17 protein-coding genes and 1 pseudogene are annotated in these 20,172 nt (G+C 62.0%); 7 read left to right on the top strand and 11 right to left on the bottom strand.

Annotation, left to right across the window (positions count from 1 at the left end):
• Positions 1-77: 77 nt before the first annotated feature.
• From ACXYMS_RS06190 to ACXYMS_RS06180, 3 genes are read left to right on the top strand one after another with little or no spacing between them, the layout of a single operon-like run.
• Positions 78-1,022 carry a Bug family tripartite tricarboxylate transporter substrate binding protein gene (locus ACXYMS_RS06190; RefSeq protein WP_458904656.1) on the top strand — a complete coding sequence of 315 codons (945 nt, stop codon included), beginning with the start codon at positions 78-80 and terminating at the stop codon, positions 1,020-1,022.
• Complete coding sequence (locus ACXYMS_RS06185; RefSeq protein ID WP_458904654.1) at positions 1,019-1,516, top strand: tripartite tricarboxylate transporter TctB family protein; 498 nt, start codon at positions 1,019-1,021, stop codon at positions 1,514-1,516. The genes ACXYMS_RS06190 and ACXYMS_RS06185 overlap by 4 nt, the downstream gene beginning before the upstream one ends.
• Positions 1,516-3,063, top strand: coding sequence for a tripartite tricarboxylate transporter permease (locus tag ACXYMS_RS06180; protein WP_458904652.1), 1,548 nt, complete (start codon positions 1,516-1,518; stop codon positions 3,061-3,063). The genes ACXYMS_RS06185 and ACXYMS_RS06180 overlap by 1 nt, the downstream gene beginning before the upstream one ends.
• Before the next feature lie 142 nt (positions 3,064-3,205).
• Here the strand turns inward: ACXYMS_RS06180 and ACXYMS_RS06175 are convergent, their stop codons facing one another.
• The 9 genes and pseudogenes from ACXYMS_RS06175 to ACXYMS_RS06135 form a co-directional block, all read right to left on the bottom strand.
• Entirely contained in the window at positions 3,206-3,379 is a 174-nt protein-coding gene (locus ACXYMS_RS06175) for a hypothetical protein (RefSeq protein WP_254674845.1), read from the bottom strand.
• A 154-nt stretch (positions 3,380-3,533) separates the two neighbouring features.
• Positions 3,534-5,999: a sensor histidine kinase gene (locus ACXYMS_RS06170; RefSeq protein ID WP_458904649.1), complete on the bottom strand. Its 2,466-nt coding sequence runs from the start codon at positions 5,997-5,999 to the stop codon at positions 3,534-3,536.
• 6 nt (positions 6,000-6,005) lie between these two features.
• Entirely contained in the window at positions 6,006-6,674 is a 669-nt protein-coding gene (locus ACXYMS_RS06165; protein ID WP_458904648.1) for a response regulator transcription factor, read from the bottom strand.
• A 102-nt stretch (positions 6,675-6,776) separates the two neighbouring features.
• Positions 6,777-7,895 (bottom strand): ABC transporter ATP-binding protein, encoded by a 1,119-nt coding sequence (locus ACXYMS_RS06160; protein WP_458904646.1) that lies wholly within the window; start codon positions 7,893-7,895, stop codon positions 6,777-6,779.
• Positions 7,895-8,632 (bottom strand): tyrosine-protein phosphatase, encoded by a 738-nt coding sequence (locus tag ACXYMS_RS06155; RefSeq protein ID WP_458904645.1) that lies wholly within the window; start codon positions 8,630-8,632, stop codon positions 7,895-7,897. Before ACXYMS_RS06155 ends, ACXYMS_RS06160 begins: the two co-directional genes overlap by 1 nt.
• Positions 8,632-9,507 (bottom strand): carbohydrate ABC transporter permease, encoded by an 876-nt coding sequence (locus tag ACXYMS_RS06150; protein WP_458904643.1) that lies wholly within the window; start codon positions 9,505-9,507, stop codon positions 8,632-8,634. Before ACXYMS_RS06150 ends, ACXYMS_RS06155 begins: the two co-directional genes overlap by 1 nt.
• The gene (locus tag ACXYMS_RS06145; protein WP_458904641.1) at positions 9,497-10,417 is read right to left on the bottom strand and encodes a carbohydrate ABC transporter permease; all 921 of its coding nucleotides are present in this window, start codon (positions 10,415-10,417) and stop codon (positions 9,497-9,499) included. Before ACXYMS_RS06145 ends, ACXYMS_RS06150 begins: the two co-directional genes overlap by 11 nt.
• Before the next feature lie 54 nt (positions 10,418-10,471).
• Positions 10,472-11,758 (bottom strand): ABC transporter substrate-binding protein, encoded by a 1,287-nt coding sequence (locus ACXYMS_RS06140; protein WP_458904639.1) that lies wholly within the window; start codon positions 11,756-11,758, stop codon positions 10,472-10,474.
• A 63-nt stretch (positions 11,759-11,821) separates the two neighbouring features.
• Positions 11,822-12,690, bottom strand: a pseudogene (locus ACXYMS_RS06135) (metallophosphoesterase).
• A gap of 149 nt (positions 12,691-12,839) precedes the next feature.
• Here ACXYMS_RS06135 and ACXYMS_RS06130 point away from each other — a divergent pair.
• Positions 12,840-13,409, top strand: a complete 570-nt coding sequence (locus ACXYMS_RS06130; protein ID WP_458904637.1) for a TetR/AcrR family transcriptional regulator — start codon at positions 12,840-12,842, stop codon at positions 13,407-13,409.
• A 6-nt stretch (positions 13,410-13,415) separates the two neighbouring features.
• On the opposite strand, the gene ACXYMS_RS06125 is transcribed toward ACXYMS_RS06130, so the two are convergent.
• On the bottom strand, positions 13,416-13,607 hold the full coding sequence (locus ACXYMS_RS06125) for a hypothetical protein (protein WP_458904636.1): 192 nt from the start codon (positions 13,605-13,607) through the stop codon (positions 13,416-13,418).
• A gap of 155 nt (positions 13,608-13,762) precedes the next feature.
• Between ACXYMS_RS06125 and ACXYMS_RS06120 the strand changes: the two genes are divergently transcribed.
• Positions 13,763-14,074, top strand: coding sequence for a PilZ domain-containing protein (locus ACXYMS_RS06120; RefSeq protein WP_458904634.1), 312 nt, complete (start codon positions 13,763-13,765; stop codon positions 14,072-14,074).
• 9 nt (positions 14,075-14,083) lie between these two features.
• Here the strand turns inward: ACXYMS_RS06120 and ACXYMS_RS06115 are convergent, their stop codons facing one another.
• Positions 14,084-15,973 (bottom strand): bifunctional sugar phosphate isomerase/epimerase/4-hydroxyphenylpyruvate dioxygenase family protein, encoded by a 1,890-nt coding sequence (locus ACXYMS_RS06115; protein WP_458904632.1) that lies wholly within the window; start codon positions 15,971-15,973, stop codon positions 14,084-14,086.
• A 240-nt stretch (positions 15,974-16,213) separates the two neighbouring features.
• On the opposite strand from ACXYMS_RS06115, the gene ACXYMS_RS06110 reads away from it, so the two are divergent.
• Both ACXYMS_RS06110 and ACXYMS_RS06105 read left to right on the top strand, forming a co-directional pair.
• The gene (locus tag ACXYMS_RS06110) at positions 16,214-16,612 is read left to right on the top strand and encodes a response regulator (RefSeq protein ID WP_458904630.1); all 399 of its coding nucleotides are present in this window, start codon (positions 16,214-16,216) and stop codon (positions 16,610-16,612) included.
• Positions 16,613-16,706: 94 nt separating this feature from the next.
• Positions 16,707-19,679 (top strand): PAS domain-containing protein, encoded by a 2,973-nt coding sequence (locus tag ACXYMS_RS06105; RefSeq protein ID WP_458904629.1) that lies wholly within the window; start codon positions 16,707-16,709, stop codon positions 19,677-19,679.
• Positions 19,680-20,172 lie beyond the last annotated feature (493 nt).

The following is a 20,172-nucleotide window of genomic DNA, read 5'->3' as shown; positions in this document are numbered from 1 at the left end:
ACAGGACAGTGACAGGGAGCGAGCCTAAGCTTCTCCCTACGGACGTAACGACGTCCGCTATGTTCTTGGGAGGATCTATGAACAAGCTGCTTCTCGCGGCGCTGGTAACCGGCGCCCTTTCCGCTCCCGCCTTCGCGGCCGATTACACCATCATGGCCCCCGCCGGCCCTGGCGGCGGCTGGGACCAGACCGCCCGTACCATGCAGGAAGCCCTGCAGGGTGAAGGCATTTCGGGCAATGTGCAGGTCACCAACGTCCCCGGCGCCGGTGGCACGATTGGCCTGGCCCAGTTCGCCACCCAGGAAAACGGCAATCCCAACGCCCTGATCGTCGGTGGTTATGTGATGGTTGGCGCCATCCTGACCAATATGTCGCCGGTGACCCTCGACAATGTTACCCCCATTGCCCGCCTCACCGGTGAAGCGGTGGCGCTGGTCGTGCCGGCAAGTTCCGACATCATGTCGGTCGATGACCTTGTGGCCAGACTCAAGGCTGATACGGGTGCTGTCGCCTGGGCCGGTGGTTCTGCCGGTGGCGTCGATCATATTGCGGCCGGCCTGATCGCCAAGGCCGTGGGTGTCGATCCCACTCAGGTGAACTACATTGCCTATTCGGGCGGTGGCGAGGCCCTCGCGGCCATTCTTGGCGGCCAGGTGACCGTCGGCGTCTCTGGTGTGAGCGAGTTCGCGTCGCAGATCGAGGCCGGTGAATTGCGTCTTCTGGCCGTTTCGACCGATACCCGCGTGCCGGGCTTCGATGCGCCGACCCTGATGGAGGCCGGTGTCGATGTCGCCGTCCAGAACTGGCGCATGGTTGCGGCCGCTCCCGGCATCACCGATGAGCAGAAGGCCACCATCACCGCTGACGTGAAAGCCATGGCCGAGTCCGCCACCTGGCAGACGGCGCTCGAGACCAAGGGTTGGGTCGACACCTATCTGGACGGCGAGGCCTTTGCCGCCCAGCTGGAAGCCGACAAGGCGGCGACCGAGACCATCCTGAAAGACATTGGCCTGGTCCAATGACAACTGGCTCCTCCAGCCGCGAGCGTCGCCCCGATGGGGCGGCGCTTGTCATTGCCGGCATCCTGGCCGGCATCGCCGTAATCATCTTCTGGCAGACCAGCCAGATGCGCTTGCCCCCGATGCAACAGCGTGTCGGCCCCACTGTATTCCCCTATGTCATTGCCAGTGGGCTTGTCCTGCTTGCCATCGGCACTGTCGTCTCCGCCATCCGCGGCAGCTTCCCCGAGCGTAGCCGGGACAATTACACCCCGATCTTCTGGATCGTTGGTGGCCTTTTGGGGCAGATGCTGCTGCTTTCAACCGCCGGCTTCTCTATTGCCACGGGCGTATTGTTCGCCTTCACTGCCAGGGGTTTCGGCCGCGGCCCGCTGTGGCAGACCTTTCCAATCGGCGCGGTGTTCGCCTTTGCGGTTTGGTTCATCTTCGCCAAGGGCCTGCAACTCTCGCTCCCCTCGGGGCCGATTGAGCGCCTGCTCACGACCGGGAGCTTCTGATGGAGACCTTTGATCTGCTCGGTCAGGGCCTGCTTGCTGCGCTTCAGGTCCACAATCTTATCTACGCGCTGATCGGCGTAACTCTCGGAACCGCCGTAGGCGTGTTGCCCGGCATTGGTCCGGCGCTGACCGTGGCCTTGCTGCTGCCCGTCACCTACAAGCTCGACCCGGCCGGCTCGCTCATCATGTTCGCCGGCATCTATTACGGCGGCATGTATGGTGGTTCGACCACCTCCATCCTGCTCAACACGCCCGGTGAGAGCGCTTCCATCGTCACCGCGCTCGAAGGCAACAAGATGGCCCGTAAGGGCAGGGGCGGCCCAGCCCTCGCCACCGCTGCCATCGGCTCCTTCGTTGCGGGCCTGCTCGCCACGCTCGGCCTCGCCTTCATCGCCCCCTTTGTCGTCAAGTTCGCCCTGGCCTTCGGCCCCTGGGACTATTTCGCGCTAATGGTGCTGGCCTTCGTCACTGTCTCGGCCGCCTTTGGCGACAGCGCCTTGCGCGGGCTGACGGCTTTGTTCATCGGCCTGGGCTTGGGCCTGATCGGCATCGATTTGCAGACCGGGCAGACGCGCCTCGCGTTCAACGTCATGGACCTGCTCGACGGTATCGAAGTCACCACCCTTGCCGTGGCCCTGTTCGCCATTGGCGAGACCCTTAAGACGGCCTCCGACCGCAGCCAGGTTGATTCCGAGGTCATGGCGGTCAAGGGCTCGGTCTGGATGACCCTGGAGGACTGGAAGCGGAGCTGGGCGTCCTGGCTGCGCGGCACCTTTATCGGTTTTCCCATCGGTGCCATGCCGGCCGGCGGCGCCGACGTTGCCAGCTTCCTGTCTTATAGCGCTGAAAAGAGCTTCTCGAAAAAGCCGGAAGAATTCGGCCATGGCGCCATTGAAGGCGTCGCAGGGCCCGAGGCCGCCAACAACGCTTCGGCCGCTGGCACGCTGGTGCCGCTGCTGACCCTCGGCCTGCCGACCACCGCCACCGCGGCCATCATGCTTGCCGGCTTCCAGCAGTTCGGCCTCCAGCCCGGACCGCTCTTGTTCGCCAACAATGCCCCGCTGGTCTGGGCGCTGATTGCGAGCCTCCTCGTCGCCAATTTCATGCTGCTGGTGCTCAACCTGCCGCTGATCGGTCTCTGGGTGCGGCTGCTGACCATCCCCAAACACTGGCTCTACGCAGGCATCCTGACCTTCGCCACGCTCGGAACGCTGGGGGCCAATGGCGCCATGTCCATGGGTTTCGGGCCGGTGCGCATTTCCTTCGAACTGGTGCTGCTGCTGGCCTTTGGCGTTCTCGGCTATATGCTGCGCCGCTTCGGCTATCCCATCGCGCCCGTGGTCGTAGGCCTGATCCTGGGCCCCATGGCCGAGCAGCAATTGCGCCGCGCCCTCGCCATCAGCCAGGGCGATCTGATGGTTCTGGTCCAGTCGCCGATCTCCATCGTGCTCTATGTCGTGGCCATCATCGCCGTTGGCCTGCCCATGATCATGCGGTTGCGCGGCAAGGGCGGTGTCCTCGGCCAGCTTGCCACCGACGAGGACTGATCCAACCTGTGGATGCAATGAAGCCCGGCTGCCAGGGAGGGATCTGGCAGCCGGGCTTGTCGTACCGGCAGGTCGGCGCTGGGTCGGGGGAGGGAGGGGCCTCGGGCCCCGCGCCTTGGCAGTCGACGCTCGAAAGCGGAGCCTAGAACTTGCCGATGTTGCGGAACGCGACCGGGTCGATGCCCAGGTTGTCGAGATGCTTGGCCTTGGGCGCCCGTCCTGCTTCAACTGCCGCCGACACAGCAGCGGCGCTGCCGAACACGGTGGCAAAAGTGTCGAGGGTCGCAAAGAACTTGTTCTTGCGCGGGGTGCTCATCGGTCAATCCTTCTCCTGCAACCCGGTCAGTCGGGTCGCTTTCCATGACCGATAGATGGTCCCATCTCCGTCCCGGCGGTAGGGGTGGATTGCTCACCCCAGCCATGCGCTGGGCGAAAATCTTCTCTTCAGGTCACTGACCCATGCCGTTAGGTCATGGCTTGGGCGAAACAATCTCTTTCCAGGTATCGAGGAAGCGCTGTCGACGCAGCGTATCGAGCGCCACAAGGAGACCGGGTCCAAGGGGAATGGGCTGGATCACCCCGCGACCCCGGGCAGCGATGGCCTCGCTGGTCCATTCGCCGCTTCCCTCCGGCACCACCGAGCCGAGCGCGGTCTGGCCTGAGGCGACCGATTGCCCGGCGGGCGACAGCGCAAAGTCCACAAAAGCCTTGGCCAGTTCGGCATTTGGCGCATCGCGCGGGATCAGCATCGAGCGGGTCAGCACCAGCACATAATCGTCAGGCACCACAATCTCGATGGGCGATCCTTCGGCCTGGCGCGCAAAGGCATAGGAGCCCAGCACATTATACCCCAGCGCCAGCGTTCCATCGGCAACCCCATTGAGGATGGCAGGGCTGGAGCCGGAAAACTGCGCATTGACCCTTCCAAAGGCGCTGGCCAGCCGCCAGAAGGTCGAGGAAATGGTCTGGTCCTGCGCCGCCAGAAGATAGCCCACGCCCGAAAGGGCAATGTCATAGGTGGCAATCTTGCCGCGAAAGCGCTCCGTCTGGGTTTCCAGCAGTTCAGCCAGCGTCAGGTGGGTACGCGGGACCTCGCTATCGGCAATCAGTTTGGGATTGTAGATGATCACCGCCGGCTCGAAGGTGAACCCGAAGACCTCATTGCGCCAATGCGCCCAGTCCGGGAGATCGGCTAGCCAGGGGCTGTCATAGGCCAGTGCATGCCCATCATTGGCCAGCTTCAATTGCAGGTCAGAAGCCGAGCTGATCAGCAGGTCTGGCGTCACTTTGAGCGTGCCGGCGAGGAAATTTTCGAAAAGGGGCAGTGAGTCGGTTTCCTCATAGACAACGGTGACCTCGGTCCGCTGCGCCTGGAACGTCTCGACGAAGTGCACGAATAGCGGTGTATCCGTGGTGCCCAGAATGTTGAGAACGGTGTCGTCCGAGCCGTCGGGGGCCGGATAGATCGTGGTTGCGGCCTCTGTCGGGGCAGGGGGCAGCAGCAGGGTGCTCGCTATGATCAGGGCGGCAATCGTCCCCAGCGAGCCACCGCTACGCCGGGACGGGGGCAGGGGAAGGGTGATCGACACCGTCAACCCGCCGCCGGGCCGGTCGAGAAGCCTCAGCTTGCCCCGATGCGCCTCGGCCACGCGCGCCACAATGGACAGGCCCAGTCCAGAGCCGGTCTTGCCGCCACTGGCCTTGCCGCGCTTGAACCGCTCCAGCACGCTGGCCTTTTCCGTCTCTTCGATGCCCGGTCCCCGGTCGCTGATTTCCATCACCAGGCTCCCCTTTTCCGCGTGCCCGGCGATGTCCACCATCCCTTCCGAATAGACCAGCGCATTGTCCACCACATTGCGCATCATCTCGCGCAGCGCCACCCGGTCGCCGCGCAGGGGGGCATTGCCTGCCTCGCTGCTGAGATCGATCTGCAACCGCTGCGCCTGGTCCGGGTCCAGCCGCTGGCGCACATCCTCGATCACCGCAGCCAGCGTCGTGGTCTCGATCTCCCGGTTTTCCATGCGATGGGAAATTGTGGCTTCCATCAGCAACTGGCTCACCAGCTGGCTGGCCTGCACCGCTCCGGTATGGATGCGCCCCACGCGTTGCCGCAGGGCATCCGGATCCTGCTCGTCCATGGCAACTTCCGCCTGCGCCCGAAGTGAGGCCAACGGCGTCCTCACCTCATGCGCGGCTTCGGCCACCAGCCCGCTGACCCGTCCCATGGCATTGCGAAGTCGTCCCATGAATCCATTGAGCGCCGATACCAGATGATCCACCTCCACTGGCACCGGCACGGTGACGGGCGAGAGATCGTCCGGCGCCCGCGCCCGCAATTCGTGCTCCAGCTCGGTCAGCGGCGCGAACATGCGCGAAATGCCGAACCACACCAGCCCCACCGCAAGAATGGTCAGCGCGATTACCGGTAACACCGCGTTCGAGAGGATTTCATTGGACAGCGCCTCGCGCTGGTTCTGCGTCTCGGCCACATGGATGGTGACCCAGCCCGTATCGCTCGGCGTTGAAATCAGCCGCCCCACGCTGGCGACGCGCACGACTTCCCCGCGATAGACCACGTCGGCAAAGCGCGGCTCGGCGGACGCCGTCTCGTCCATCTGCCCGGCCAGGTCCTCATAGCCCGTCACAGTGCGTGCATCGGGGTCTTCCACGGCGTAGAACACCCGGTCCTGCCCCGAAAACATGGCAAAGGCGGCGAAGGGGATTTCCACCACCACCGCCTCGTTTTCCACCTGTACCGCGCCGGCAATGGTCAGCGCCGACGCAGCCAGCAACCGGTCGAAGGCCCGGTCCGAGGCGCGTTCGGCATAGTCGCGGATGAACACGATCAGCACTACCGACGCCAGCACCAGCAGCGCCATGGCGAGCGCAAAAATGCGGCGGCGGATGGAGAACGATTTTTGTCGTGTGCCGCTCACCGCGCTCTACTCGTTGACCCGCACCACATAACCCACGCCGCGCACCGTCCCGATCTCGACATTGGCGTGTTCGAGCTTCTTGCGCAGCCGCGAGATGTGCAGCTCCAGCGCATTGACCGAGACATTTTCGTCGAAATTGAAAAGCTGGTTCATCAGCCGCTCCTTGGCGACCACCTTGCCGGAATGGGCAACCAGGATTTCCAGCAGCCGGAATTCGCGGCGCCCCAGCTCCAGCGCCTTGCCATCGACCGCAGCATTGAGCCCGGCCAGATCCAGTTCCAGATTGCCCACGCTTACGGTGCTCGATGCCTGCCCGCCGGTGCGCCGCAACAGCGCCCGCAGCCGCGCCTCCAGCTCTCGCAGGTCGAAGGGCTTGACCAGGTAATCATCGGCCCCAAGATCGAGCAGGCTGACCTTGTCGTCGATTTCCGAGCGCGCCGTGATAACCAGGATCGGCGCGTTGAACTTGCGCTTGCGCAGCTCCGCGATCAGGCTGATGCCGTCGCGATGGGGCAGCATCAGGTCGAGCGCGACCGCGTCGAACTGGTCGGCCTCGGCCGTGGGCACCACATCGTCGCCGTCGCGCACCCATTCCACTGAATGCCCGGCCGAGCGCAGCCGTTTCTCGATGGCTTCGCCCAGGTCCTCATTGTCCTCCACCAGCAATATGCGCATGCGTCCTCCTCGCCCGGGGACACTAGAGCATTGAGAAGCTAGTTGGGAGTTGGATTTCCGGCTTATGGACAAGGCCGGGACGCCGCCGCCCCGGCCTTTGGCTTAATGTGCAGCGGCTTTCGCGCGCACCGGTTTCTTCGCCTTGCTCGGTTCGATCTCAACCCGCAACCCCGTGATCCGGTCGAAGAGGTGCAGGTCGCGCTGCTCAAAGCCCAGTGTCACCTGCCGGCCTTCGTAAGGTTCGTCGCCTGGCGGCAGCACCACTGCAATCTCACTGCCTCTGAGCGCACAATAGGCAATGCGCGAACCGCCCAGTTCCTCCACCAGTTCGACAGTCGCCTGCAGGCCGTCTGCGCCTTCTGGCATAAGCGTGATCGCCTCAGGGCGCACGCCAACGGTCAGCGGCGTGCCTTCAGCCAGCCCCGCAAGGCGCAGCATCGGGCGCCCCATGCCCACGTCCAGCGCGACCTGCTCATCGGCGCACATGGTCGCTTCCATCAGATTCATCGCCGGCGATCCCATGAAGCCGGCAACGAACACCGAAGCGGGTTTGCGATAGACCTCGGCCGGCGTGCCCACCTGCTCGATGCGGCCGGCATTCATCACGATCAGCACGTCGGCCAGGGTCATGGCCTCGACTTGATCGTGGGTCACGAAGATCGACGTGGCCCTGAGCCGCTTGTGCAGCCGTTTGATCTCGATACGCATCTGCACGCGCAGCAGGGCATCGAGATTGGACAGTGGCTCATCGAACAGAAACACCTCAGGCTCGCGCACAATGGCGCGGCCCATGGCCACGCGCTGCCGCTGTCCGCCGGACAGCTGGGCCGGGCGGCGGTCGAGATAGTCGGTCAGATTGAGGATGGCGGCTGCCTCGGCGATGCGCTTTTCGCGCTCGGCCCCCGGCATTTTCGCGATTTTGAGCGGATAGCCGATATTCTGGCGCACACTCATATGCGGGTAGAGCGCATAGTTCTGGAAAACCATGGCGCAGCCCCGGTCGGCCGGGTCGATGTCGTTCATGGTGACGCCGCCAATGGTCAGTGTCCCCTCATTGATGTCTTCGAGCCCGGCGATCATGCGCAACAGTGTGGACTTGCCGCAGCCCGATGGGCCGACCATGACGACAAAGCTGCCATCGGGTATAGTCACGTCGATGCCATGCAGCACCTGTTTGGCGTCATAGGTCTTCTTCAAATGCTTGAGAACCAGGTCGGCCATCAGATGTCTCCCACAAGGCGCTGGCGCAGGCGCTCGATGGCGGCGGCGTCCATGCCGATGCGTTCGAGATAGGCCGAGGCAGAGCCATAATTGGTTTCGATATGGGCAATGGTCGCCAGCATTGTGGTCGGGTCGGCGGCCAGCATGGGACGGAAGGTTTCAACGTCGGCGCCGCGAGCGACCGCATGGGCGATGATGTCCTCGACCATCGGGGCAATCATCGGCCCGGTCAGAGCATAGTCGTCGACGATCAGCGCGGCCTCGACACCGGCCACTGCCAGCAGCAGTGCCGAGACGATGCCGGTGCGGTCCTTGCCGGCGGTGCAGTGGAACAGCACCGTGCCCTCCCGGGCCTCTGCGATGATGGTCAGCACCTCGGCCACGGCACTCTGCCGGTTGTCGAGCGCCAGCTTGTAGAGTTCAAGCAGGACATCCTGGCCGGGCGCCGGCGCCGGCGCCAGCGAGTCAAACAGCGACACATTGTGGTATCGCACCGCCGGGTTGGCGTGAAACGGGTTGGGCTGGGTTTCGAGCTCGCCGGGGTGGCGCAGGTCGATGACCGTGGTGACGCCTTCAGCCACCAGCGCGCCCATGCCCTCGTCATCGAGACGGTGCAGGCCATCGGCGCGCAGCACGCGCCGCCAGCGCGTTTCACCCGAGGGCGTCGCATAGCCGCCCAGGTCGCGGACGTTGAAAGTGCCTTTGACCGGCAGGTGACGGTTGAGATGAATGTTCATCAGCGGATTCCCGATTTCATGAAGGACTGGATGACCTGGCGCTGCAGCACGATGTAGATGACCAGAACCGGCAGGCTGGCCAGCGTCGAGGCAGCCATCAGCGGCCCCCACTGATTGCCTTCCGAGGTCATGAACATCTGGATGCCGATCTGGATGACGCTGTTCTCCGCCGTGCGGGTCAGCAGCAGGGGCCAGAAATACTCGTTCCAGGTCGAGATGAAGATGAGGATGGCCAGCGAGGCGATGGTGCCGCGCAGGTTCGGGGTCATGACCTCCCACAGGATGCGCCAGCTACGGGCGCCGTCCATGCGGGCCGCCTCCACCACCTCCTTGGGAAAGCTGCGCATCGCCTGCGCCAGCAGCAGGATGGCCAGCGCCGAGGCGAAATTGGGCAGGATCAGCGCCGCAATGGTGTCGAGCAGCCCCATCTGCGCGATCAGCAGATAATTGGGGATCATCACCACTTGGAACGGCACCAGCCAGGTCAGCGCTACGGCGGTATAGACCAGCTTGTCGAACCGGAAAGTCCAGCGGGCAAAGGCATAAGCGGCCAACAGCCCGGTAGCCAATTGCACCACAGTGGTCAGGACCGACACCACTAGCGTGTTGATCAGCATGCGCAGGATCGGAATGCTGTCGAGCGCATAGGTGTAATTTTCGAGCGACATCGTCGTCGGCCATATGCTGGTCTCGAAGATGGCATTGGCCGGGCGCAGCGAAGTCGCGACCATCCAATAGACCGGGAACAGGCAGACGATCGAGAGCAGGACCATGACCAGATGGCCGGCGGCGCTGTTGAGCCCGACACCCTGTGCGGCCTTGCGGCGGAGCGGACGCGCCAGGGTGAGTGGCGCCTTGATTGCATCAGTTGTCATGGAAGGAATACCTGTCGATGAGGCGGAACAGCACGAAAGCCAGGACGCCAAAGCCGAAGAACAGGATCACCGCCGCCGCCGAGCCCCAGCCGACCGACATGGTCGAAAAGCCGAAATCCCACAGCAGGTAATAGATGTTGGTGGTGGCGCCCAGCGGACCGCCGCCGGTCAGCACATTGATATAGCCAAAGCTCCACTGCGCCCCGAGGAGGATAGTCATCATCACCAGGAACAGCACGGTCGAGCTCAGTAGCGGCAGGCGGATATCGCGGATGATCTCCCACTTGCTGGCGCCGTCCATGCGGGCAGCCTCGACCAGCGCGGGATTGATATTGGCATTGGCGGCGCTGAGGATCAGCGTCGAAAACCCGATCAGCTTCCAGCCGGTAATGGCGATGATGGTCCAGATGGCAACGCGCGGGTCGCCGAGGAACTTGATCGGCTGGGCGCCGAACCATTCGATCAGCATGTTGACCATGCCGTAGTTCGGGTCGAGCAGCCAGCGCCACACGGCGGCAGCAACCACCGGAGCGATGATCATCGGCACGAAGATGATCGCCCGATAGATATTGCGCCAGCGCGGCGACAGGTCATGGGTGTAGATGGCGAGCGCCAGCGGGATTAGCACGGCCAACGGCAACAGGCCCAGCACATAGACGCCGGTATTGCGCAACGCCTGCCAAAACTTGGGCAGCGCGAAGATGCGCTGGTAATTGTCCCAGCCCACAAAGGTCTGGGGCGAGGTGGGCAGCATGTTCCACTGGAAAAAGCTGAGGCGGAAGGCATCGACCAGCGGCCAATAGATCCACACTACCAGGGTTAGGATGGCCGGCGCCATATAAAGCCAGGGCGACCAGCGCGGCTGGGTAATTCGGCGGCGAACAGCCGGGACAGATGAGGCAATGGCCATGTTTCGCTCCACGAAACGGTTGGGGGGTCCGCCTGGGGGCGGACCCCCGGGACATCAGGGCATCAGCGCCTGGGCATTGGCCTGGGCGTCGGCCAGCGTGGCTTCCACATCCGCGCCGCCGAAGATCGCCATTTCCACCGCGTCCATCATGGTCTTGCCGATCTGGCGATAGTTCGGGCCGGGCATCGGATCCCATGGTTCGAGGCGATCGAGCTGCTCAAGGTTCGGTGCGACCAGCGGGTGCTCGGCAATCCAGTCCTTGAGATAGGCCGGATCATCGACGATGGCCGGGCGCAGCGGCAAATAGCCGATCTGCGAGGTGATGATGGTGTAGCCATATTCCGAGGTCAGGAACTTCATCAGCTCCCAGGCCGCACGCTGCTTGAGCGGATCTGCGGTGTGAATGGTCAGCGCCGAACCCGAATTGTTCGGGCGGGTCGGCTTGTCGCCAAAGCGTGGCATGGTCGTGGCGCGAAGCTCGTAATTGCCCTCGGCGCCGGACACCAGCGACCCTTGGAGAGCGCTGGTCTGCAGGTACATGCCCAGATTGCCCGATGCCATGCCTTCGATGGCGCTGGCGAAGTCGTAGTTTTCATAGGCGCCGGCATCGTAGAGATCGCGCAGCATCTTTACCGCCTCGACCGATTCCGGCTCGGCGAACTTCAGCGTCACGCGGTCACGCGAGATCACTTCGCCATTGTTGGAGCGCACCACGCCCTGGAACAGCCAATCCACTGCGCCCGCACCGGTAATGCCGCCGGTAAAACCCTCGGCGTCGGTATTTTCCTCGATGGCGAGAGCCGACGTCTTGATCTCGGCCCAGGTCTGGGGCGGGTTGTCGGGATCGAGACCGGCAGCGGTAAACAGGTCCGCATTGTAGAACAGCACCGGCGTCGAGAACGTGTACGCTAGACCATAGGTTTTGCCGTTCAGCACGCCGAGTTGGGTGCCATTGGGGTGCATGCCTTCGAGATGCGCCGCCAGTTCGCCGTCGGTGGTGATCTCTTCAAGCGCCTGGGCGCCGAAATTGGTCACTGAGAAGTCGAGATCGCTGAACACCGTCTGCACCAGGTCAACCGGCAGGCCGGCAGCGAGATCGGCCTGGATACGGCTGCCGTCGGCACTGGAATACGGCACACCCTCGACGGTAATGTTGGGATTGGCCGTCATGAACTCATCGATCAGGTTCTGCGTGGCCTGCCCGCCGAGGCCGGCACTGGCGAGATTGTAGTTGTAGAAGGTGATGGTGACGGGCTCGTCGATGGCCGGCGCCATCTGGGCCAGCACTGGGGTCGACACGGCGAGCGCCAGGGCGCCCAGCAGGAAGGACTTGCGGTTCATCGCAATGCTCCAGGTTGGATATGGGGGAGGGAGCGCCTGCACAGGCGCCCCGATAAGGGATAGCTACTCGGCCGCGACGGCCTGGCTGGCTTCGTACTGCTTGAGCCGGTCGGCGAAGTCGGCGAAGCGGAAGCTCATCAACTCCTTAGGGCCCTTGCGCAGCGGGGCGAAGGTGATCGTCATGCCGGAGGGGCGCACCGTGCCGATGGCAAAGGACGCGCCTTCGAGCATGCGCAGGCCCTCATGCAGCCACAGCACGTCGGTCGGGCCGTGATGGCCGATGCCGACCACAACCGGAATGCCGTACCAGTTGGACACGCGGTCATAGTGGATATGACCCGAAACCATGCCAATGACATTCTTGCCGGCGACGGCCTGGCGCAGCGCTTCGGTGTCGGCGATCGATAGCGATTCCCATTCCATCGATGGATCGGCGTCGAGTGAGGGCGCGTGATGCATGACCATAAGCTTGGGCAGGTCGGCATGCTGGCCTAGTTCGGCATTGAGCCAGTCAAGCTGGCCTGGCTCGAACGAACCACCGACCTTGTTGGGCACTGAGGTATCGATGACGATGACATGCACGCCATCGATCACCTGCGCATGGTCATAGGGCGCCATGGCGTGGTCATTCTTACCCAGCATCGCCGGATAAAACCCCTCGCGCTTGTCGTGATTGCCCAGCGCAAACAGCACCGGCATGCTGAGCTCTGCTTCGGCAAAGATCGCCTTGAGTGCCTCATAGCTCGCTTCGTCGCCGCGATTGGTTAGGTCGCCGCTGGCCACGATGAATTTCGGTTGGGAACCAGCTTTTTCACATCGGCGAGGATGCTCGCCAGCGTTGCATTGGTGTCGGAATAGAGGTGGTCGTCGGGCACATTGGGGTCGCCCACGTGCAAGTCTGTCAAATGAACGAAAGTGACGGGTTCGGACATAGCGCTCTCCTGCGACATGAACCGGAAAATCAGAGGCTTCCGGGACTATTTTGAACCAGCGAATGAGCTAGTAAGTTTTCCCACTTGCGCCGGAATGCTGGTCTAGGTAGCTTTCCTACATGACAGGTGAATGAAGGTTCATTCAGTTTATGGATGTAGTCCCCAACAAGCGTGAGCGCATCATCGCTGCGGCCTCGAGGCTGATCGTGAAAAACGGTCTGCAATGCTCGATGGCGGCCATCGCCGAGGAGGCGGGCGTCGCTACCGGCTCGCTCTACAATTATTTCGATTCCAAGGAAGCGCTGGTGCGTGGCGTCTATGGCCGCATGGCTCAGCAAATGACCGAGCGCCTGTCAGTTCCGCCCGATCCGGACAAGACCCCGGCCGAGCGGGTGCAGCACTATATCGCTGAATATATCGACTTCATCTGGATTGATCCGCAGCGGGCGCGGCTTTTCGACTACCTGGAAAACAACCCGCTGATCACCCTGGATGACGCCAAGGCCATTTTCGGCGCCTTTGTCGATTACGCGATCGAGATGATCGGCGATGGGCAGGCGTCGGGCGAAATCCGCGCCGGCTCGCCCACCATGATTGCCAGCTTCATGCGCGGTGCCATTCGCAACGCCCTCAAGCGCCGGCGCTACAATCCCGCGCCCCTGTCAGGCGATGAGCGGGCATTGATTGCGCAGATGTGCTGGCAGGCGATGCGGGCCTAGCTGCGCCTAGTATCTGACCGGGCGATTGTTCAGCGCGCCGCGAAGCTGCTGGCGCATCAGGGCTGCCCATATCATCAATCCCGGCAGGGTCAGCGACGGCGGGTCCGAATAGCCAGCCAGCATCGCCTCGGCCAATCGCTTGCCTTCGCGCACGATGCGGCGCTCATCCAGCGCCTGTCCTGCCTTGGGTACCCGCATGGCCGCCTCCCTATGGTTGACGAAACCTTAACGGGCGGCGTTGGCCTTGTCTGTGTGTTCCTTGTCAAATGGTTTACGCGGGCCGCATGCCCGATCCATCGACTTGTGCCGATCCCGTTAAGCGCGCGGCAACAGGGCCTCGCTAGGCTTTGGCCATGGCATTCAGTTCCTCCCGCTCTCCTGCGACCTCCCCCCTGCTGCTCGAACGCCGGATCGCCCCCCGCCGCAATACGCTCATCCATGCGAGCATCGCCATGGGCTTTTCTACCGTCCCCTGCATAGTGCGCAACGTCTCCGAGACTGGTGCCAAGCTCGAGGTGGGCCGCGTCACCGGCATTCCCGACCGCTTCGATCTGATCGTGCCCGGCCATCGCCCGCAGCCCTGCCGCGTCGTCTGGCGCGCCCTCAAGGAACTGGGCGTCGAATATCAGGCCGCCCCGCGCCGGCCCGCCGATAACGAGGCCTGATCCGCAAACCTATTTTGCCGGGATCGTCGCAGGGCGGATCGAGCGCTTCTGCGCCGCAATGCGAAAGGGCGCATTGACCGCTCCATATCCCGCATAGTCCCCCTTGCGCTGCACGATTTCGAAGAAGAACCCCTCGCCGAAATTGGGCGTATAGAGCTGGAAGAATTCCCCGCCCCCGTCCCGGTCATAGAGAATGTTGTACTCTTCCAGCTCAGCGATGGTCTCACCATCCAGCCCCAGCCGCGCCGCCAGGTCAGCATAGTAGTTGGGCGAAATCTGCAGCGATACCAGCCCATTGGCCTTGAGCGCACGCGCCGTCGCAAAGATATCCGCGCTCGAAAAGGCGATGTGCTGCACGCTGGACCCGAAGGTCTCGGCGATGAAATGCCCTGCCAGCGTGCGATGGCTCTCCGCCCCGTTCAGCGTCAGCCGCAACGTTCCCTCGCTGTTCTCGATCACCTGGCTGCGCACCAGCCCCGAAGGGTCGACCACGTCCACCATCGGTCCCTTGTCCACCAGGAATATCGAGCGGTAGAACAGGATCCAGGTCAGCATTTCCTCGTAATTCATCGTCTGCGCGACATGGTCGAAGCCGATCAGCCCGGCATCCGTGCCGCCCGCAACCGGCTCGGCCCCGAATTCGACATCCCACACCCGCTTGAGGTCGGAGTGGTCGTCGAGGAAATAGATCAGCCCGCCGCCCACCCCGCGCACGGCGGGAATGGAGAGTTCGCCCGGCCCCACCCGCTGCGCAAAGGCCTGCGCCCCCAGCGCCTCTGCCCGCGCCAGCGTCGCCTTGGCATCCGCCACCAAGAGCCCCATCGCATAGGCCGATGTGCCATGGGTGAGATAGGCGGCATGGGCCAGCCCCTCGCGCTCGGTATTGACCACGATATTGATCTCGCCCTGGCTGAAGCGCTCGACGCTTTTGCTCCTGTGCTTGCCCGTGCGCGCAAAGCCAAGTTTGCCCAGCAACACCCGCAGGGCGTCCGCTTCCGTCTCGTCGGCCGTGAATTCCACGAAGCTCACGCCTTTCACCGAAACCCGTGGGGGCAGGGCGGGCACCAGCGGGGCAATTGCCGGCTCCGCCGCGCGCACCTGGTCCATTAGGAAAATCAGCGAGCGATGCCCGTCCATCGCAATGGTGCGCGGTGAGCCGGACCGGAACTGGTCATTGAAGATTTCCAGCGACAGCGGCCCCGAATATCCCGTGGCGATGACGGCGCGCGTGAAATCCACCACCGGCAGATCGCCTTCCCCCGGCATGTTGCGGAAGTGCCGGCTCCAATAGAGCAGGTCCATGTCCAGCGCTGGGGCATCGGCCAGTTGCACGATGAAGATCTTGTCGCCGGGGATCGAGCGGATCGTGTCCGGGCTGATCCGCCGCGACAGGCTGTGAAAACTGTCAAGGATCAGCCCCACTTGTGGATGGTCGGCCCGCCGCACCACCTCCCAGGCGTCGCGGTGGTCATTGACATGCCGCCCCCAGGCCAGCGCCTCGTAACCCACTTTCAGCCCGCGCTTGGCCGCCCGCTCCCCCAAGTCCCGAAAATCCGCCGCCGCCCGGTCGATCCCACCCAAGGCCGCCGGCGCCACGCTGGAACAGACCAGCATCAGCGGCGCCCCCAATTCCCCCATCAGGTCAAACTTGCGCTCCGCCCGGTCAAACGCCTGCCCCCGCTGCGGCTCCGGCAACCCCTCGAAATCACGAAAAGGCTGGAACAGCGTGATCTCCAGCCCCAGATCTGCCACCATAGCCCGAACCTCTGCCGGGCTCCGGTCAAAGGCCAGAAAGTCGTTCTCGAAAATCTCGACCCCATCAAATCCCGCCGCCGCAATCGCCTCCAGCTTCTCCCGCAGATCCCCGCTGATCGAGACGGTAGCAATGGAGGTTTTCATGGCGGCGGCCCTGTACGAACTAACTAGTTCGTACAAAATAGGGGAAGGCGAGGATGGGGTCAATGTGGGGTAGGAAGAGGGCACCCTTGTAAGCTGGCGCCACAGTAGTCAGTTTCTGCCAGGGAACGGGTAGATTTTCACGGCGGAGACGGAACCCGATTACGAGACTGGCGTTCCAAACAGTCTGTGCCACGTTCTAGGCCTGCCTTCTCGAGGTGGGCCTGATTTTCGAGTTCTGCTTTGCAAATAGTAAAAAGCCGCATTCTGCTGGTTGAAGATGAAGCCATGATCGCTATGGCTTTAGAAGATGCTCTTACTGACGCTGGGTTCACGGTTGAATTGGCAAGCAACGCGGCGGTAGCCATAGATCGACTCCAACGAGACCATGACAAGATCGTGGCCGTCGTGACTGATATCCGCATGCCGGGCCCGCGCTCGGGCTGGGATGTCGGGCATCGGGCGCGCGAGCTTGAGCCAGATATTCCGCTTATCTACTGCAGCGGCGACAAGGCCTCGGAATGGTCTGCCCAAGGCGTGCCGGGGAGCGTTATGTTGCACAAGCCCTTCGCTCTTGAACAGTTAGTGACGGCGGTTTCGCAATTGGTCAACGAACGGTCAAGCAGCCTGGCCCTTCGGTGAGCATGGTGGGCGCGTCGCAGTTCCGAACGAACGACCGCTCTCTTTCTTTCTCTGTTTCTTTCTCTGTCGGCTAAATCAACGAATAGGACACGGCGTGCATAAAGATCTAGCCGAGAGTTCGCTGACCATTTTTGAGGGTGATGGGGAACTGCGCGCCCGCATGCGCGAACTTGATTGGCGCCGAACCAAGCTGGGCGCGCCAAACGTCTGGCCCGCAGCCCTGAAACTGTACACCCAGCTCATACTTGATGCGCAGCAAGCTATGTTCGTAGCGTGGGGGGAAGACCTGGTTTTCCTCTACAACGACAAATATGCGCCAATTTTCGGCGCGAAGCACCCCGATGCTCTTGGAAAGCCATTTGCGGAAGTCTGGTCTGACATCTGGCAGCAGATCAAACCGCTCGTTGACCAAACAATGGCCGGGGAAGCGAGTTGGCATGAAGACCTGCTGATTCCCATGCGTCGCAATGGATACTTGGAGGACGCTTGGTTCAGCTTCTCATATACGCCTATTCGAGACGAGACCGGCGGAATAGGTGGCATGCTTTGCGCGGCGACAGAAACGACCGAGAAAGTTTTGGCTGAGCGTCGCCAGCGGGATGAACGTAGGCGTATGGAAGAGATGTTTGAGCAGGCGCCAGGCATGATGGCGATGCTCCGTGGCCCAAAACATATTTTTGAGCTGGTCAACCCCGCCTACCAAAAGCTGCTTCCAGGGAGGGACTTGATCGGCCAACCTGTGCGCGAAGCCTTACCGGAACTAAACGATCAAGGCTTTTTCGAACTTCTGGACGATGTCTATAGAACGGGCCAACCTTACGTTGGCCAAGCTGTTTCCGTGCGTCTGCAAACCGCTTCTGGTCACGAAGAGAAGTTTTTCGATTTTGTGTACCAGCCACTCAGGGACGGTGACGGCCGCGTCACGGGTATCTTCGTTGAAGGCTTTGACGTCACTGACTCCCTCGCGGCTTCTCAAGCGCTCCAGGATCAAACCCGCACGCTTGAGCTTCTGAACGCCACGGCGGCTGAAGTGTCCGGCTACCTGAACCTTGACGCACTGGTTCAAAAGGTCGTTGACGCTGGCGTGGAAATGATCGGAGCCCAGTTCGGCGCGTTCTTCTATAATCACGTGGACGCGGAAGGCGAGCGCTATACTCTCTACAGTCTTTCTGGCGCGCCAAGGGAGGCCTTTTCCTCTTACCCTCTTCCACGCAAAACCCATGTCTTTGCTCCCACTTTCAATGGGGTCGGTATCGTTCGGTCGGACGACATTCTCAAAGATCCTCGTTACGGCCAAAACGCTCCGCACCATGGCATGCCAGCAGGTCACCTTCCGGTCCGCAGCTATCTTGCTGTTCCGGTGAAGTCCCGATCGGGCGAGGTCATTGGTGGGTTGTTCTTTGGTCACGGCAATACGGGCGTTTTCACGGAGCGCGCAGAGCGGTTGATGGTCGGGTTAGCCGCACAGGCAGCCACGGCGATGGACAACGCCCGACTCTTTGCGAACGTTCAGAACCTTAACGCCAATCTTGAAGCGCTCGTGGCGGAGCGGACGGCAGATCGAGACCGAATGTGGCGACTGTCGACCGACATCATGTTGGTCGCAAAGTTCGATGGTATCATCTCGGCCGTGAACCCAGCTTGGACAACCTTGATAGGTTGGAAGGAAGACGAACTGCTTGGTAGCAGTTTCTTCGACTTGGTCCATCCCGACGATCTCGCCGAGACACAGGCTGAGGCCGGGCGCCTTGCAGATGGTTTGTCCACACTTCGCTTTGAGAACCGCTACAGGCACAAGGACGGCACGTACCGATGGATCTCGTGGATCGCCGTTCCGGACGAGCAACTGATCCACGCTGTTGGACGAGACATCAGCGCCGAGAAGCAGGCCGCCGACGACCTTCGGCAGGCTCAAGAGGCGCTTCATCAGGTTCAGAAAATGGAGACCGTTGGCCAACTGACGGGTGGCGTCGCTCACGACTTCAATAATCTCCTTCAGGTCATTACCGGAAACCTGGATATCCTGATGCGCAGACTACCGCAGGATGAACCACGGCTGATCCGCTCTGCGGAGAACGCCATGGCAGGTGCGAAACGAGCAGCGGTGCTGACCGAGAGGTTGCTGGCATTCTCTCGGAGACAGCCTCTCGCACCAACCCCAGTAGAGCCCAACAAGCTCGTGGCAGGCATGTCGGAGCTTCTTCATAGGACCCTTGGAGAGATTATAGAACTTGAGACCGTTCTAGCTTCGGGTATCTGGTGGACCGAGGTTGATGCGAACCAGCTCGAGAACGCGCTGCTCAACCTCGCGGTCAATGCTCGCGACGCGATGCCTGAAGGCGGCAAGCTTACTATCGAAACCGCAAATACCCACATTGACCGATCTTACGCCGGGCACAATGCTGAAGTTTCGCCTGGGCAATACGTTCTGCTTTGCGTTTCGGACACCGGTACCGGCATGGATGCGATGACATTGCAAAGGGTGTTCGAGCCGTTCTTTACGACCAAGGAGGTCGGCAAGGGCACAGGGCTCGGCCTCTCGATGGTATATGGTTTTGTCAAACAGTCTGGCGGGCATGTGAAGGTTTACTCAGAGCCTGGACATGGCACGACCGTCAAGATTTACCTGCCACGTCTGCTGCGCACGAGCAGCCTGGATGATGAGACGGTGGTTCATACGATCCCGGATGGGGAAGGCAGTGAAACAATCCTGGTTTGCGAAGATGATCCCCAGGTGCGAGAGTTCTCGGTCGAGATGCTACAGGACCTTGGCTACAACGTTTTAGAAGCAGCCGACGGACCAGCGGCCCTGCGTCTGCTCGAACGAAAGACAGACCGGATTGACCTCCTGTTCACCGATGTGGTTTTGCCCAACGGCATGACAGGGGCAGTTCTGGCCGACAAGGCGAAGAAGTTGCGTCCAGACCTGAAGGTATTGTTCACCACAGGATATGCGCGCAATGCGATCGTGCATCACGGGCGGTTGGACGCCGGGGTGGAGTTGATAACCAAGCCTTTTGCCTATGCGGACTTGGCTGCAAGGGTTCGCGACATACTAGATCACTGAACATTATCACGTTGATGAGCCCTTCGGTGCTTGAGGATCGTCGTGTCTCGATCGTCCGGCTTCAGGCGGATTCAGAATGTAGCTGAACGTTGCAAATGGGTTGGCAGCGGCCAACCGGCATTGTGCATTGCCACCCACTTCCCTCGGAAGGAGGTGAAAAGTGGATTTTGGGTCTTTACCGGGAGTGAGCCAAACTCGATGCGCTCCTCCCCGATCAGGGGGATCCCCAAAGCAGTTTGGTTCAAACACCCACCGGTCCGCCCTCGGGCTCGACCCGAGAGCACTTGTGACAGGCACCGGCCAATGCGTGCATCGCTACGGGTCCTCGGATCAAGTCCTACGACGACCCGTGTTTGTTCGGGTATCGAGGGTGACGTTGCCCCCAACTTCTATCCAGCGTGAAGTAGACTCGGGCGGTTGGTTTGGCCGATCTGGCCGGTGTGAGCGACGGGGGCTGGCGCGGAGCTGGTCATTGAGCGGAGCGGCAGATCCC

Source organism: Devosia sp. CAU 1758 (genome assembly GCF_054482695.1).
The sequence above is the reverse complement of the archived record's forward strand: the minus strand, read 5'-3'. Positions and strand labels throughout refer to the sequence as shown.